General features: G+C 55.4%; 15 protein-coding genes. 7 read left to right on the top strand and 8 right to left on the bottom strand.

The genetic code is table 11. From position 1 onward, the window contains the following. Window positions 1-130: 130 nt before the first annotated feature. Entirely contained in the window at window positions 131-928 is a 798-nt protein-coding gene (locus tag G7064_RS15820) for a ZIP family metal transporter (RefSeq protein ID WP_133273908.1), read from the top strand. 4 nt (window positions 929-932) lie between these two features. On the opposite strand, the gene G7064_RS15815 is transcribed toward G7064_RS15820, so the two are convergent. From G7064_RS15815 to blaOXA, 6 genes are all read right to left on the bottom strand, one after another. Further along, window positions 933-2,300 carry an ammonium transporter gene (locus G7064_RS15815; protein ID WP_166074341.1) on the bottom strand — a complete coding sequence of 456 codons (1,368 nt, stop codon included), beginning with the start codon at window positions 2,298-2,300 and terminating at the stop codon, window positions 933-935. Window positions 2,301-2,593: 293 nt separating this feature from the next. Beyond that, window positions 2,594-3,454 carry a M28 family peptidase gene (locus tag G7064_RS15810; RefSeq protein WP_166074340.1) on the bottom strand — a complete coding sequence of 287 codons (861 nt, stop codon included), beginning with the start codon at window positions 3,452-3,454 and terminating at the stop codon, window positions 2,594-2,596. Window positions 3,455-3,739: 285 nt separating this feature from the next. Then, a complete protein-coding gene (locus tag G7064_RS15805) occupies window positions 3,740-4,939 on the bottom strand; it encodes a threonine synthase (protein WP_166074339.1) in 1,200 nt (399 codons plus the stop codon). A gap of 72 nt (window positions 4,940-5,011) precedes the next feature. Next, window positions 5,012-5,587: a LysR substrate-binding domain-containing protein gene (locus G7064_RS22500; protein ID WP_240935533.1), complete on the bottom strand. Its 576-nt coding sequence runs from the start codon at window positions 5,585-5,587 to the stop codon at window positions 5,012-5,014. Beyond that, a complete protein-coding gene (locus tag G7064_RS22495; protein ID WP_240935532.1) occupies window positions 5,569-5,916 on the bottom strand; it encodes a LysR family transcriptional regulator in 348 nt (115 codons plus the stop codon). Before G7064_RS22495 ends, G7064_RS22500 begins: the two co-directional genes overlap by 19 nt. Before the next feature lie 38 nt (window positions 5,917-5,954). Next, window positions 5,955-6,764: a class D beta-lactamase gene (blaOXA, locus tag G7064_RS15795; RefSeq protein WP_166074338.1), complete on the bottom strand. Its 810-nt coding sequence runs from the start codon at window positions 6,762-6,764 to the stop codon at window positions 5,955-5,957. Window positions 6,765-6,995: 231 nt separating this feature from the next. Between blaOXA and G7064_RS15790 the strand changes: the two genes are divergently transcribed. Then, complete coding sequence (locus tag G7064_RS15790; RefSeq protein ID WP_166075167.1) at window positions 6,996-7,193, top strand: Uma2 family endonuclease; 198 nt, start codon at window positions 6,996-6,998, stop codon at window positions 7,191-7,193. Window positions 7,194-7,308: 115 nt separating this feature from the next. Here the strand turns inward: G7064_RS15790 and G7064_RS15785 are convergent, their stop codons facing one another. Both G7064_RS15785 and G7064_RS15780 read right to left on the bottom strand, forming a co-directional pair. Then, entirely contained in the window at window positions 7,309-7,758 is a 450-nt protein-coding gene (locus G7064_RS15785; RefSeq protein WP_166074337.1) for a hypothetical protein, read from the bottom strand. Window positions 7,759-7,813: 55 nt separating this feature from the next. Then, window positions 7,814-8,206: a hypothetical protein gene (locus G7064_RS15780; RefSeq protein ID WP_166074336.1), complete on the bottom strand. Its 393-nt coding sequence runs from the start codon at window positions 8,204-8,206 to the stop codon at window positions 7,814-7,816. Window positions 8,207-8,494: 288 nt separating this feature from the next. On the opposite strand from G7064_RS15780, the gene G7064_RS15775 reads away from it, so the two are divergent. The 5 genes from G7064_RS15775 to G7064_RS15755 are packed head-to-tail and all read left to right on the top strand — an operon-like array spanning window position 8,495 to window position 14,040. Further along, a complete protein-coding gene (locus tag G7064_RS15775; RefSeq protein WP_166074335.1) occupies window positions 8,495-10,033 on the top strand; it encodes a hypothetical protein in 1,539 nt (512 codons plus the stop codon). Continuing rightward, window positions 10,030-11,346 carry an MG2 domain-containing protein gene (locus tag G7064_RS15770; RefSeq protein ID WP_166074334.1) on the top strand — a complete coding sequence of 439 codons (1,317 nt, stop codon included), beginning with the start codon at window positions 10,030-10,032 and terminating at the stop codon, window positions 11,344-11,346. Before G7064_RS15775 ends, G7064_RS15770 begins: the two co-directional genes overlap by 4 nt. Next, window positions 11,253-11,960, top strand: coding sequence for a hypothetical protein (locus G7064_RS15765; protein ID WP_166074333.1), 708 nt, complete (start codon window positions 11,253-11,255; stop codon window positions 11,958-11,960). Before G7064_RS15770 ends, G7064_RS15765 begins: the two co-directional genes overlap by 94 nt. Further along, window positions 11,933-13,651 (top strand): alpha-2-macroglobulin family protein, encoded by a 1,719-nt coding sequence (locus tag G7064_RS15760; RefSeq protein WP_166074332.1) that lies wholly within the window; start codon window positions 11,933-11,935, stop codon window positions 13,649-13,651. Before G7064_RS15765 ends, G7064_RS15760 begins: the two co-directional genes overlap by 28 nt. Continuing rightward, window positions 13,633-14,040, top strand: coding sequence for a hypothetical protein (locus G7064_RS15755; protein ID WP_166074331.1), 408 nt, complete (start codon window positions 13,633-13,635; stop codon window positions 14,038-14,040). The genes G7064_RS15760 and G7064_RS15755 overlap by 19 nt, the downstream gene beginning before the upstream one ends. The last annotated feature ends 142 nt before the right edge of the window (window positions 14,041-14,182 follow it).

Here is a 14,182-nt window from a genome sequence, read left to right as displayed (position 1 = left end):
GAGCTTTGGGTTGGCGCGTATAGAGATTCGGGGGCAGTTTGCTGCTACCCGAAACCAGCCAACAACGTCGAGCGCTGGCTACGCACGCATTTGTCCGTTTTCTGAGTATTTCTACTTTTCTTCCTTTTCTATGACCTTCCCTACGTGGGCAATGGCTGGCTTTTGGGGCTTGGTGTCAGGATCGGCATTGTTGCTCGGGGCGGCCGTAGGCTATTACTTTAGCGTACCCCAGCGCCTGATTGCGGCGGTAGTAGCCTTCGGCAGCGGGGTGCTCATCTCTACGCTTTCACTGGAGCTGATGGAGGAAGCGTACACAAAAGGTGGCTTCAACTCTACGGCCGTTGGCTTTTTGGGCGGTGCCGTGATGTATACGTTAGCTAATTGGCTGCTAGCTCTCAAGGGTGCGAAGCACCGCAAGCGCTCGGGCCAACACCAACACACCGAACGGAAAGCTGTGCAGGCCCAGGCCAAAGCAGAAAACGAGCCCGAAGGCGACAATGGAACAGCCATTGCCGTGGGGGCCCTACTCGACGGCATTCCCGAAAGCATCGTTATCGGATTGAGTTTACTGGCCGGTGGAGCCGTGAGCACGGTAGCGGTGGTGGCCATTTTCCTGTCCAATCTTCCCGAAGGGCTTTCCAGTGCCTCGGGCATGAAAAAGGCTGGGCGGTCGGCGCGCTACGTACTGTTTCTTTGGGGGGGCATCGCCGTCATTTCGGGACTAGCTTCCCTAGCTGGCTACACCGTATTTAGCAACTTCTCTCCCCAAGTGGTATCGGCTACTACGGCAGTGGCTGCGGGGGCCATTTTGGCCATGCTAGCTGACACCATGATTCCGGAAGCCTTCGCGGTGGCGCACAATTTTACGGGCTTGATTACGGTGCTGGGCTTTCTGGCGTCCTTCTTCCTGAGCAAAATGGCTGAGTAAGCGCTCAGCTAACCAAGCTATCCGACATGCGGTGGGAGAATTGACCGTTATCGTGGCGCTGGTTCTGATAGGTTTGCTCGAACTCTTCGTCCACGTGGTAGGTAGATTCTTCATGCTGGCTAAGGTCGAGACCGAGCTGTTCCTCGGCAGGCTTCACGCGCAAGCCGAAGAGTTTGGCCGTCAGCTTTAATAGCAGCCAGGAGCCAACAAAGGAATACGCTACCACAATCAGCAGGCCCAACACGTGGTAGCCGAATATGGTGGCGTCGCCATGAATCAGGCCTACTTTATCGGCGAATACGCCGGTAAGCAGCATGCCCATAATGCCCCCCAGACCATGGCAGGGAAACACATCGAGCGTGTCGTCGATAGTAGTACGGCTGTTTTGCCAGTGTACGGCGGCGTGGCTCACCAGCGCCGCGACCACCCCAATCAGAATGCTTTGCCCGTATTGCACATAGCCGGCAGCGGGCGTGATGGCAACGAGGCCTACTACCGCGCCGGTGCAGGCGCCTACGGCCGTGGGCTTAGTGCCGCGCACTACTTCCACCAGCAGCCAGGCAACCAGCGCGGCAGCCGAGGCTAGGTTAGTATTTACAAAAGAAGTGGCCGCCAACTCATTGGCGCCTAGGGCTGAACCCGCATTGAACCCGAACCAGCCAAACCACAACAAGCCAGTGCCCAACAGCACAAAAGGCACATTAGGCGTCGAGAAGGACGTGTTGCGCACGTGGCTGTTGCGGCGGCCCAGCACCATGGCGCCGGCCAAAGCCGCAATACCTGCGGAGATGTGCACGACCGTTCCGCCCGCAAAGTCGAGCACACCCCACTGGCGCAGAAAGCCTTCGGGGTGCCATGTCCAGTGGGCTAAAGGGCAATAGATGAACAGGCAGAACAGCACCATGAACGCCAGATACCCTTTGAAGCGCACCCGCTCAGCAAACGAACCGGTAATAAGAGCCGGCGTGATAATGGCAAACTTGAGCTGAAAGGCGAAGAACAACACAAACGGAATACCCGGCGACAGCACGGGATGTGGCGCCGTGCCTACATTATTAAGCAACGCATAGGTGAAAGGGTTGCCAATGAAGCCGTGCCAGCTGGTACCATAGGCTAGCGAGAAGCCCACAAAATACCATAGCAGCGAAATCACGCCCAGGGCCACGAAGCTTTGCAGCATGGTGGAAATCACGTTTTTGGGCCGCACCATCCCGCCATAGAAAAAGGATAGACCAGGCGTCATGATCAGTACGAAGGCAGTGGCGGTAAGCATCCAGGCCACATCGGCCGCCTGCAAGCTGCCGGGAGCAGCGCTAGGGTGAGAGGTCGGAACAAATGCCGCGAGCCCACTCAGGAGCAACAGCCCAAGCATAGCAACCAAACTGTAGGTTGGACGGGGTAGAAGTGATAAAGCCATAAAACAAGCAACTTTAAAATCAGCACACTATCGTTTTCAATGGCAATATAGATTCAAATCGTACATTTTCATAAAACACCCTATTATTTACAAGGCTGTTTTTCTAAAACTAGTTAAAAATATAGACTCTAACCCTTATTTTTCATGGTGATATTCCAAAGATTTAAAAAAGTAAGGCCATACTTCTTTCATGACGTATGGCCTTGCTTTAGCTACTTGTCGTGAGTAGAAATGATATAAATCTTACCCTATAACTTCAGAATTGCCCCCCAGACGCCGTTTACGACCTCAGCCATCCGTTTGAAGTCGAGCGTATCGATGGTATCGGTGGGTTGGTGGTAGTGAGGGTTGCGCAGGAAGGAGGTGTCATTGATCATCACCGCCTGATAATCATAGGTCCAGTAGTTGCGGTGGTCTGAAAGGCCGACCAAACCATAGCTGGGGGGCAAATTGATGCGTTGCACATCCAGATCAGTGTGCTTGCGCATGAGGGTTTGGAGGCGCTGGGTTATTTCCTCCTGCCCCGTTTTGCCCACAACGGTGATAAAATTACCCGTGTGGGGATACAGCTTGGCCAAGGTGTCATCGGGGAAACGCTGCGAACCGGGCACGTCGCTGAAGTAGCCGATCATCTCGTAGCAAATCATGGCCCGCACCCGCACTTTCTGCAAATGGAGCAAATAGGCATGGATGGCGCTCCCCATAAAGTCGGTCGCGAAATAAGGCGGCTCCTCGTTCGGGTAAGCAACCAGATCGAGGCGGCGCTTCAGTAAGGGTTGTTGCTGGTGCAGCAAACGCGCCGTTTCGAGCAGGCCAGCTACCGCGCTGGCATTGTCGTCGGCGCCGGGCTGCTCGCCAAATACATCGTAATGAGCCCCCAGAATAATGCGCTCAGCATCAGGCGGCCCGAATGAGGCAATGATGTTACGATAGTCGCGGCCGTCGGCCCGAAAAGGCTGCTCTTCTACCTGAGCACTCAGCTTTTCAAACTCGGCTTTGATATAATCAGCCGCTTTGTTCAGCGACGCGAGATTGAGGTAGTTGCGGGCCGGCTGAATGGACGTCAGGAACTCGACATCGGCGTAGAGGCGGGATGAGTTGGCAGACATAGCGGTGGCAGTATGGCTCACCGTTTTGTACGATGAACAACCACCCCATGAAGGTCAGCCGTAAGCGGTTTTGCACCGGCATTATAGGCTATTAACCAGCAGGATAGCCCTTTCCTACACCATTTGTCATCCTGAGGCCCGAAGGACCTTCTCGTAGCAATGGCTTGTGCTAACGGGAGAAGGTCCTTCGGGCCTCAGGATGACAATGATTTTAGGAAGTCTAAATGCTTATATGGGCAACATTAGTACGTAAAATGAAGCTCATATTCGGCCGACGCATGGTTTCTAATTGTTGAATCGGCCGGCTACATTGTCCATGTACTTCTGGCCAGAGCCAGTATTCAGAAGCAAAATCTGTTCGGTAGGGCTAATGGAGCCTTCTTGCAGCAGCTTACGAGCCGCCATCCACACGGCACCACCTTCGGGCGCCACAAATAAGCCTTCTTGGCGGCTTAGCTCACGCATCCCCTCTATCATCTCTTCATCAGAGATACCGACTACCGTACCACCCGACTCTTGCAGCACACGCAGCATCAGCGGCTCCCCCAATGGGCGCGGCACGGCCAGACCGTTGGCGATAGTGGGTTTGCCGTTATAATTATGCGAGTTGGCCTGCTTGCCTAGGTACGTCTCCAGCAGAGGGCAGCAGTTTTCGGCTTGCACGGCTATCATGCGCGGCAATTTGCCCCCCAATGGCAACCAGCCGATGGCCTGCATTTCGCGCAGTGCTTTCCAAATGCCGATAAGGCCTGTGCCACCGCCGGCGGGGTATAGAATCACGTCGGGCAGCTGCCAGTTGAGCTGCTCAGCAATTTCGTAGCCCATAGTTTTCTTGCCTTCCAGCCGGTACGGTTCCTTTAGAGTTGAGACGTCGAGCAGCTCACCATTGGCGTTTTTTTCGCGCACCCAGGCGGCGCAGTCGTTGATGAGACCGTCAATTAGCTGCACTTCGGCGCCGTACCAGTAGCACTCTTCTTTAAAAGCGTCTGGGGTATGGCGGGGCATGGCAACTACGGCTTTCATATCCGCTTTGGCACAATAGGCAGCCATGGCTACGCCGGCATTTCCAGCAGTTGGGATAATGCAGCCGCTCACGCCAAGCTCCAAGGCTTTAGAAATGGCCATGCTCAGGCCGCGCGCTTTAAAGGAGCCAGTGGGGTTCTGGCCTTCATCCTTGAGCACCAATGACCGCAGCCCATACCGATTAGCGAGGCTAGACATGTTGAGCATAGGCGTAAAACCTTCGCCCAGGGTTACTTTATGGGCCTCATCGAGCAGGGGCAGTAGAGCCTGATAGCGCCACATGCTGCCGTCGATCTGGTTGATGCTGCTTTTGGGGATTGGCTGGTGCAGATCGTAGGTAGCGACCAACGGCATCGCGCAGCACGTCGATACTTTCTGGAGCTTAAAAGCAGAGTGCTGCAGACCGCAGGCTGAGCATTCCAGCGCTTGGAGGTGGGTGGTGGATTCAGTGCTAACTGACATGGCGGGGTGGGTGAAATGCCCCGGCAAGTAGGCCAGTTGCTATGCGATAACAAAATAGAGATTCGGAATAGGCTATTCCGTTTTGGAATAATAGCGCTTCGTGAATTGCACAAAGTTTTTGTAGGGCAGATTGTTCTCGGTGCCCTTACGCTGAATGAAATTGAAGTGGCGCACCATTGGCAAATCCGGAATTTGGACCTGCACTAGCTCGCCCGAAATCAACTCTTTCCCTACTGCCTGACGCGGCAAGAAAGCTAGACAGGTATCTACCCGCACGAAGTTTTTAAGTGCTTCTGTACCACCCAAGCGCACCTTTACGGGCAGCTCACTCAGCTTCACATGCTTTTGTGCCAGAGCTTCCTCCAGCACCGCCAGCGTACCCGAGCCTGACTCGCGCAAAGCCAATGGAATGCTATACAAATCCTGAGCGCTCAGCTGCTGTTGCTTCAGCGGATTCTTGGCCGAGCACACTGCTATTACCTCGTCGGTCAGGAAGGGCGTGTAGGTAACGTTGCTGACTTTATTAATGCCCTCAATAACACCCAAATCAATTTCGTGCTCCAGCAGCGCCTTCAGAATGTTCTCGCTGTTGCGGTTTTTGAGGGTGAGTTGAGTATTCGGGTTCTGCTCTATATACGCCGAGAGCACGGGGGCAAAACGTACAGCGAAATGGTGGTGCTGGCCCCAATCATCATTTGAATGCGGGGCGAGAAGTCTTCACTGATTTTCACAAACTCCTGGTGCAGCTCATGTTGCAGCTGCTTCGCTATGAGCAGCTTTTTATACAGCAATTTGCCCCCCGGCGTCAGTACTACGCTATTGCCGAGGCGCTCGAAGAGGCCGGTTTTGTAATACTCTTCCAGCGCCTTTATCTGCTTGCTGATAGCTGATTGGCTGATGAATAGTGTCTGGCTGGCTTTGGTAAAGCTCAGCAAGCGGGCCACTTCCAGAAAGATTTCGTGCTTGTGAGAAAGCATAAGGAGTTATGAGTGGCTGGGGGGCAAATACGGGTTTTCTACTGCATCAACCGAAACTCCTGCCGCAGTAGTTTCTCCGTTAGGGCGCGGCGGCCTTTGATGAAGGCTTCCGTAGCGGGGCCGTGGTTTTTGGGCTCTACGTTTAAGGCGAAAAAGTACGGCTTGCCGTTTTGTTCCAGCCAACCCACAAACCAGCCGTTGTTGTAGTCTTTGGTGGAAGTCCAGCCGGTTTTGCCGCGCAAGGTCCAGCCCTTGCCCCGACTCAGCACCAACAGCGCCTTCACCGTTTCCTGATGCTGCCGCCCCACAGGCAGCTGGTTGCGCTCCAAGCGTTGCAGAAAATCGATTTCCTCAAACTGCGTGATGCGTGAAGGACCTTCCAGCCAAAACATGTCCACCGTGGCCGGCGTCACTGCTATGCGCCCGTATTGCAGCTTCGGCAGCCACTGATTGTAGCGCGCGGCCCCGATGCGGCGGGCTAGCTGCTGATAGCACGGCACGCACGACACGCGCAGGGCCGTGGCAAAAGTCATATCCTGGTTCCAGGCCGCCGAGATGGTTCGGGTCACGCCATCCCAGCGGAATATTTCGCTGGTGTCGCGCACGGCGCCCGTTTCCAGCCCTATAAGCGTGTTGGGAATTTTGAAGGTAGAGGCGGGCAGAAAGCCCTGGCGGCAGCGCTTCAGGTTGTAGGCCGTGTATTGCTTGGCCTCCGTATCGAGCAGCAGAAAGGAGCCTTGCAGGTCGTATTCGTCGAAGTATTTCTGAAAGTCGCGCTCAACTATGCCTTGCGCGGAGGCGGTGAAGAAACGAAGCAGCAGAAGCAGTGAGAGCAGCGGCAGACGCATAAGGAGCAAGGGAAGCGTGGAGCAGGCAAGTTTAGCGCTTTGCCGGGATACGATACCTAACGGCGCGGTATGGCCTCCATCTTTAGAGCGTGACTGGACGTTCATAAAACAGAGCATCATGCAGAGCAGAGCGAAGCATCTCTCGTGCTGATGTTGTGCTAGTAACCCAGACGACTACGAGCGAGATGCTTCGCTCTGCTCTGCATGATGTTCTATTGAAATCACAAATACATCACCGCCCCAATTACAGCCCATTTCCGTTATTCCGCCCCCGACTGGATCATCAAAATTCTGAGCCCCGGCAACCTCGCCCGCGACACGAAGGAGAAATTCGACCTCTATGAGGAAAGCGAAGTGTCCGAATACTGGATTGTGTCGCCCGGCGGCAAGAGCGTGACGGTATATCTGCTGCAAGACGACCATTACTAGGTGCGCGGCGAATATTATACCACGGGCCCTATTCCGGTGCAGAAGCTGCTGGTTTTTAGTATTGAGTGGGCTGAGGTTTTGAAGGTATGTAAAGTGTCTTTGAATAACGAAAAACTTATGTTTCCATAGTACCATCCCAAATAGCATAGCCACCTCCCGATTGTGCTATGAGAAGTGTGCCACCATCATTAACACTTGTACCATTTGAGAGTTGCCATGGTTCGTATTCATCTTTCGAAGCCCCATTAATTTTAAACCAAGAGCCATCTTCGAAGAACACCTGTAGATCGGCAAATTCATTACAATAAGTAGCAGTTATCAACTTTAAGTTAATACTATTCATACCTACTAATAGTCGCTCTTCTTCACTTAAATCTACTTCTCGTTCAGATGAAAATTTAATATCAGAGTCAAAATACAATTGTACATCACCTGCTCTATCGTTTCTAAATTCAATGAATGGTACTTGATGTGATATTCCAAAGCTTTCGACACTACTGTTCAAAAGTAAGGCGTTCACTATACGATTGGCTATTTCAACAACTTCTCTTTGACTATGCTCCATTCTCAAATAATCATCAGTTAAATTTTGGAATCACTCCTAAAATGGAGCAAGTAAATTAAATTCTATTCCATGCCTCCGGCTTTAGATAATCAAGTGAAGAAGTAGATTTTAAATTTAAGTCACCTTTTAATAGCTGTTTAAAAAGAACACCAACTTTAGCTATACTATTCACAAGAGGGGCTTGCGCCCATTTTATTCCTGGCGAACTATTTTCAATATCAGCTATTATATTTTCAGGAATGCGTTTACCGAAACGCACCAATCTTTCGTGCAGATCACTAGTAATAGTTAATAAAAAATTCCTATCATCATCAGAATTGATAATATTATCTAAATCTAAATTAATACAGCCTACAAACCCTACTGTTGCAGCCAAGTACCATTCCGTGACTATCCTATCTCTTAACGCAGATTTCGGCTGTGTCTCTTTATTTTCTATCTCTTTCACAAATAGGTATAACCACGTCTCAAGATAAGCGTCGTTACACCAGAATCCGTTTCCATTATATTCTACGAAACTTGTAGCCATATTTTATTAATTAAATTTTCAGCATAGCACTTCTGATAACTCTTATACTGCGCCCAGTGGCTCCTGTCTCTTAGGCGTAATTGTCACGGGGATGCAATGAAACGCAGCTTATCAAAATCTATTACCTAAGTTAGCTCAGGCCACAGCAGGATAAAGAATCGCGTTTTCTCTATACCTTCCTGCGTCCTTTCAAGCGCCTCCCTAATCATGCTATCCCGAACCTTTTCTCGCCTGCCGCTGCTGGTGCTGCTGGCTTTGCTGTGTGCTTGCTCCAAGCCGGCTGCGGACAACAATACCGCTGATGGAGAGGAGATTAGCCCCTATCAAAACCTGGTGTTTCAGCTGGATGCGGCGGTGGCGGAGGAAGCTCAGTTCAACCGCTGGGATACGACGCAGTACGTGCGTTTCGAGCCGGCGGTGCGGGGCAAGTTCAAGTGGACTGGCGAACGAGAATTGACGTTTTCACCCTTGGAGCCATTTCGGCCGACTACAGCGTTTACGGCGACGCTGCAACCGCAGTATTTGCCCCCCAGTCAGCAAAAAAGCCCCCCAGCCTTGGACCGGACGCGGTTTCACACGCCTTATCTGCAACTGCGGGAGGCGCAGACGTATTGGGGGCAGAGCCGGCGGGCGGCAGGCACGGCGGAAGCCCGCACGACGCTGCGCTTCAACTACCTGGTGCAGCCCAGCCAAGTACAGACCTTGCTGCGGGTAAGCCAGGATGGGCAGCCGGTGGCGTTTGAGCTTACCTCGACCGAGGCCGACAGCACCGTGAGCGTGACGCTGACGCAAAGTCTGCGGCCGGGGAACCCACTACAGCTGGAAATAGCGCCCGGCCTGCGGGCCGTGGGCAGCAACCAACCCACCCAAAAACCGCTCACCGCGCAGGCCGCCGTACCCAGCCAGGAAACGCTACTGGTGCGAGAAGCCACGGGCGCGCTGGTGGAGGGAGAGCCGGTGATTACGGTTCTGACCAGTCAGCCGGTGGTGGCGAGCGAGGTGGAGCGCCTGCTGACGGTGCAGCCAATGGCGACTTACTCAGTGGAAGCGCTGGAAAGCGGGTTTAAACTGAAAGGCAACTTCGACGTTGATAAAACCTACCAACTGGGGCTGGGCACCGGTATTCGGGGGGCGCTGGGCGGACAGCTGGAAGAGGCGTTTTCTCAGTCGATTTCCTTCGTGGATGAGCGGCCTAGTCTGGCGTTTGCCCACGGCGACAAGGCTATGTACCTGAATGCGCTGGGCGCTCGCAATCTGGGTTTGCGGGTGTCGGAGGTGGAGAAGGTGAAGGTGAGCATTGCCAAGGTGTACGCTAATAATATTCAGCACCTGTTGCGCAGCGGCCGGCAGTATGGCTACCCTGATTACAACGAGGAAAGCGGCGACGTAACCGAAACTCAGGATGAAAACGGCGAATATGTAGACCGTTCCTATAACTATTACGACACTGAATCCTTCGGCAATGTGCTTACCGAGCGCACCTACACGGTGGCCGGTTTACCTAAGCAGGGCGGTTTGCGTTTGCTGAATCTGAGCCTCAAGGACCTGGAGTTTTCGGGGCCGCTGAAGGGGCTGTACGTGGTGCGGGTGCAGGATACCGAGCGCCAGTGGCTGCAAGTGAGCAAGCTGGTGGCCGTATCGGATATTGGGCTTATTGTGAAGCAGGGACTGAAGGGGCGCACGCTGGTTTTTGCCAATTCCATCCGGTCGGCGGAGCCCCTGGGGGCGTTTCGGTGCGCTTTGTGAGCAGCAATAACCAGGTAATCAGTACGGGCACTACCAACCGCGACGGCGTGGCAGTATTTGACAGTACGGCGGCTACTTCGCGCTTTCGATTGAGCCTGATTACGGCCCAGAAAGACGCCGATTTCACCTTTCTGAACTTGCCCCAAAGCCGGGTTGAAACCTCGCGCTTCGATGTGGGCGGCCTGCAAAGCAACGCGGCCCGCTACCAAGCCTTTCTCTACGGCGACCGGGACCTCTACCGCCCCGGCGACACTGTGCGCACCAATACCATTGTACGCACCGAAGCCTGGCAGGCCCCACCCGCGAATCTACCGGTGAAGCTGCGCCTGCTGCTGCCCACGGGCAAGGAGTACGCGAGCTTGCGCCAGAAGCTGTCGGCCGACGGCGCGTTTGAGTCGCGCTTCATTTTGCCCTCCGCCATCATGACGGGCCTGTACACGCTGGAAGTGCTCACTGGCAACGACGTGCTGCTCACCTCTCGCCAGATCAGCGTGGAGGAGTTTATTCCCGACCGCCTGAAAGTAACCGTGCAAGCCGCGCCCGCCGTGGCCAAGCCCGGCCAGTCGGTGGAGGCCCAGATTACGGCGCTCAACTTATTCGGCCCGCCGGCCGCCGACCGCAAGTTTGAGGTGGAGTTTTCGCTCAAGGAAAAAGCCTTTAAGCCCAAGAACTTCCCCAACTACACCTTCCAGATCAGCAGCGGCGAGCGGAAGCGCGGCAACGGCTACGACCAGGAAGCCACGCCCATCTCCGACCGCTTCGAGAAAACCACCCGCGAAGGCACCACCGACGCCGCCGGCCGGGGCACCGCCACCTACGAAGTACCCGATTATTCAGACCTCGGCACCCTAGAAGGCGCAGCCTTCACCACCGTTTTCGACGAATCGGGACGGCCGGTGAATAGGTTGGCGACCTTTGAAGTGCAGACCCAGCCGGTGCTGTTTGGCATCAAAAACCTGCCCGAGTTGGTCAGCACGCGGCAGGCGGTTTCTACGCAACTGGTGGCTCTCACGCCCCAGGGTCAGCCGACAACCGCCCAGGCTCAGGTGCGCGTGGTGCGTTTGCTTTGGGAAACGGTGATTGAGCGTCAGGGCGGCCGATATATCTATAATTCGCAGAAGCGCGAAGAAGTCATAACCACCCAAACGCGCACTGTGGGGGCAAATCGGGGGCGGAAACGGCGTTCAGCTTCACCCCTACCTACTCCGGCGAGTACGAGGTGCGCGTGGCCCGGCCCGGCGCCGCCACCTACGTGGCCAGCCGCTTTTACGCCTACGGTTTTGGTGACACCCAGAGCAATTCCTTTGAGGTAAACAATGAGGGCGAGGTCACGATTGAGGCCGATAAAGCCACCTACCAGCCCGGCGAAGCGGCCAGTCTGCTGCTCAAAACGCCCTTCCCTGGCCGCGTACTCGTGACCGTGGAGCGCGACAAAGTGCTGAACCATTTCTACGTCAACACCGACCAGAAATCGGCCCGCGTGCGCATCCCGATTAGCATAGGCCACGTGCCCAACGTGTACGTGACGGCCACCGCCATTCGGGCCATTACCGACAATCGGTTGCCGCTCACGGTGGCGCGGGGCTTCGTGCCGCTGGCCGTCGAAAAGCCCGGCACCAAGCTCCCCGTGGTCATAAAAGCCCCCCAGCAGAGTCGTTCGCAAACCTTCCAGACCATTGAGGTGACCACCGCGCCCCGCGCCGCCGTAACCCTGGCCGTGGTGGATGAGGGCATTTTGCAGATGAAAGACTACCGCACGCCCGACCCCTACGGCTACTTCTACCAGAAGCGCGCCCTGGAAGTGCAGGCCTACGATGTGTACCCTTTCCTGCTGCCCGAGTTGGGGGCAATTCCAGCACCGGCGGCGACGGCTACGACCTCGGCCGCCGCACCACGCCCGTGCCCTCGCGCCGGGTGCAGCTGGTAGCCAAATGGAGCGGCATTCTCCGCGCCGATGCCCAAGGCAAAGTGCGCTACCGGGTGCGCGTGCCGCAATTCTCGGGCGCTCTGCGCGTGATGGCCGTGGCCTACAAAAGCGAAGCGTTCGGGGCCGCCGAGCACACCATGCGCGTCGCCGACCCAGTTGTCATCAGCACCAGCCTCCCCCGTTTCTTAAGCCCCGGCGACACGATTGACGTGCCGGTGACGCTGACGAATACGACGGAAAAAGTATTGAGTGGGACAGTCGGTATTTCACTCGTAACCAAAGAAGAAGTGCTTAATCCTCCATTAGAAATTGTTCATGATGAATTAATATCAGATAAGACATTACGCTGCTGTGACGCGGCAGCAACTCAGCTTCAGCCTGGCACCGAGAAGCGTGTTGTATTTCGAGTATTTGCTACGTCTCAACTCGGAAACGCACCTGTCAAAGTGTATTTCGAAGCTGGAAATGAGACCTTCATTGAAACCATCGAACTCCCCGTCCGCCCCGCGTCGCCGCTGCAGAAGCGCACGGGTTCCGGGGTAGTGGCTGGGGGGCAAATTCAGAACCTGAATCTGAAAACTGACTTCCTGCCGGCTTCCATGCGGAGCCAATTGGTTGTCAGTCGCTCGCCGATGACGGAGTTTGCCAAGGACCTGCGCTACCTGCTGCAATACCCCTACGGCTGCCTGGAGCAAATCGTGTCGGCCGCGTTTCCGCAGCTCTACTACGGCGATTTGGCCGCGACTTTAAGCCAGCAAAAAGGCCAGCAAGCCAAAGCCGCGGGCTACAACCCGAACTACCACGTGCAGGAAGCCATCCGCAAGGTGGAGGCCCAGCAGCTCTACAACGGCTCGCTCAGCTACTGGCCCGGCGGCGACTACGACAACTGGTGGGCCACCGCCTACGCCGCCCATTTCCTGCTCGAAGCCCAGCAAGCCGGCTTCCAGGTAAACAAAGCCGTGCTCGACAAAACCCTCGCCTACCTGCAATTCCGCCTCCGCAAGCGCGAAACCGAGCCCTACAACTACCTCGACGCCCAAAACGCGATTCACCTCAAGACCATCGCCAAAAAGGAAATCACCTACTCGCTCTACGTGCTGGCCCTGGCCGGCCGCCAAGATGCCGTGGCTCTGAACTACTACAAAGCTAACCGCCAGCTTCTCTCCCAAGATTCGCGCGTGCTGCTAGCCGCCACCTACGCCCTAAACGGCGACCAGCGCAGCTTCCAGGCCGTATTACCCACCCGCCTCGGCACCGAAACCGCCGCTCGCCGCGCGTTCGACGGCAGCTTCTCCTCGCCCCTCCGCGACCAAGCCCTCACCCTCAACGCCCTGCTCGCCGCCGACTCCAATAACCCCCAAATTGCCCCCCAAGCCCGCCAGCTCAGCCGCCAGATGAAACAAGCCGGCTGGCTGAGCACCCAGGAGCGCGCATTCGGCTTGTTGGCTCTAGGCAAAATAGCGCGCCAAAATGCCCGTAGCACCGCCACGGCTACGTTGCTAGATGACGGCAAGAAGCTGGGCGAATTCTCGGGCAAAGACCTCACGGTAAACAACGTGGCCAACCGCGCGCTCAGCCTGCGCACCAGCGGCACCGGCAGCCTCTACTATTTCTGGGAAACAGAAGGCATCAGTCCTGGGGGCAAATTCAGGAGGAAGACGCTTACCTGCGCGTGCGCCGCCAGTACCTAAACCGCGCCGGCCAACCCATCGGCAACACCTTCCAGCAGAATGACTTAGTAATCGTGAAAATAACCCTGCAAGCCCCCGAAGCCGCCGGCGACATTCCCAACGTGGCCATCACCGACCTGCTGCCCGCCGGCCTGGAAATCGAGAACCCGCGCATCGGCGCCATCCGCGACATCACCTGGGCCACCGACGCCGCCCAACCCGATTACCTCGACCTCCGCGACGACCGCATCAACCTCTTCACCACCGCTACCGCCGCGCCCAAGTCGTTCTATTACGTCGCCCGCGCCGTCTCGAAAGGCACGTTCAAGTTAGGCCCCATCAGCGCCGACGCGATGTACAACGCGGAGTATCACAGCTACAATGGCTCCGGCGTGATTAAAGTTGAATAACTCGTCAGTCATCCTGAGGCACGAAGGACCTTCTCACCAAGAAACGAAGCATTATTACGCTCTTGTTCAGATGTGAGAAGGTCCTTCGTGCCTGAGGATGACAGATGGTTTTTTAGATCGGTAACGCACTATAGCTCGCTAC

The organism is Hymenobacter sp. HDW8, assembly GCF_011305775.1.
In the GTDB taxonomy this organism is placed as follows: domain Bacteria; phylum Bacteroidota; class Bacteroidia; order Cytophagales; family Hymenobacteraceae; genus Hymenobacter; species Hymenobacter radiodurans.
This window is presented reverse-complemented; position numbering and strand designations above follow the sequence as displayed.

What these genes read in the sequence shown, in the direction of transcription:
- G7064_RS15775 (WP_166074335.1), top strand. Translation starts at nt 8,495, where the DNA reads ATGCTATCCCGAACCTTTTCTCGCCTGCCGCTGCTGGTGCTGCTGGCT.
- G7064_RS15785 (WP_166074337.1), bottom strand. Translation starts at nt 7,758, where the DNA reads ATGGAGCATAGTCAAAGAGAAGTTGTTGAAATAGCCAATCGTATAGTG.
- G7064_RS15810 (WP_166074340.1), bottom strand. Translation starts at nt 3,454, where the DNA reads ATGTCTGCCAACTCATCCCGCCTCTACGCCGATGTCGAGTTCCTGACG.
- G7064_RS15815 (WP_166074341.1), bottom strand. Translation starts at nt 2,300, where the DNA reads ATGCTTGGGCTGTTGCTCCTGAGTGGGCTCGCGGCATTTGTTCCGACC.
- G7064_RS22495 (WP_240935532.1), bottom strand. Translation starts at nt 5,916, where the DNA reads ATGCTTTCTCACAAGCACGAAATCTTTCTGGAAGTGGCCCGCTTGCTG.
- blaOXA (WP_166074338.1), bottom strand. Translation starts at nt 6,764, where the DNA reads ATGCGTCTGCCGCTGCTCTCACTGCTTCTGCTGCTTCGTTTCTTCACC.
- G7064_RS15820 (WP_133273908.1), top strand. Translation starts at nt 131, where the DNA reads ATGACCTTCCCTACGTGGGCAATGGCTGGCTTTTGGGGCTTGGTGTCA.
- G7064_RS15805 (WP_166074339.1), bottom strand. Translation starts at nt 4,939, where the DNA reads ATGTCAGTTAGCACTGAATCCACCACCCACCTCCAAGCGCTGGAATGC.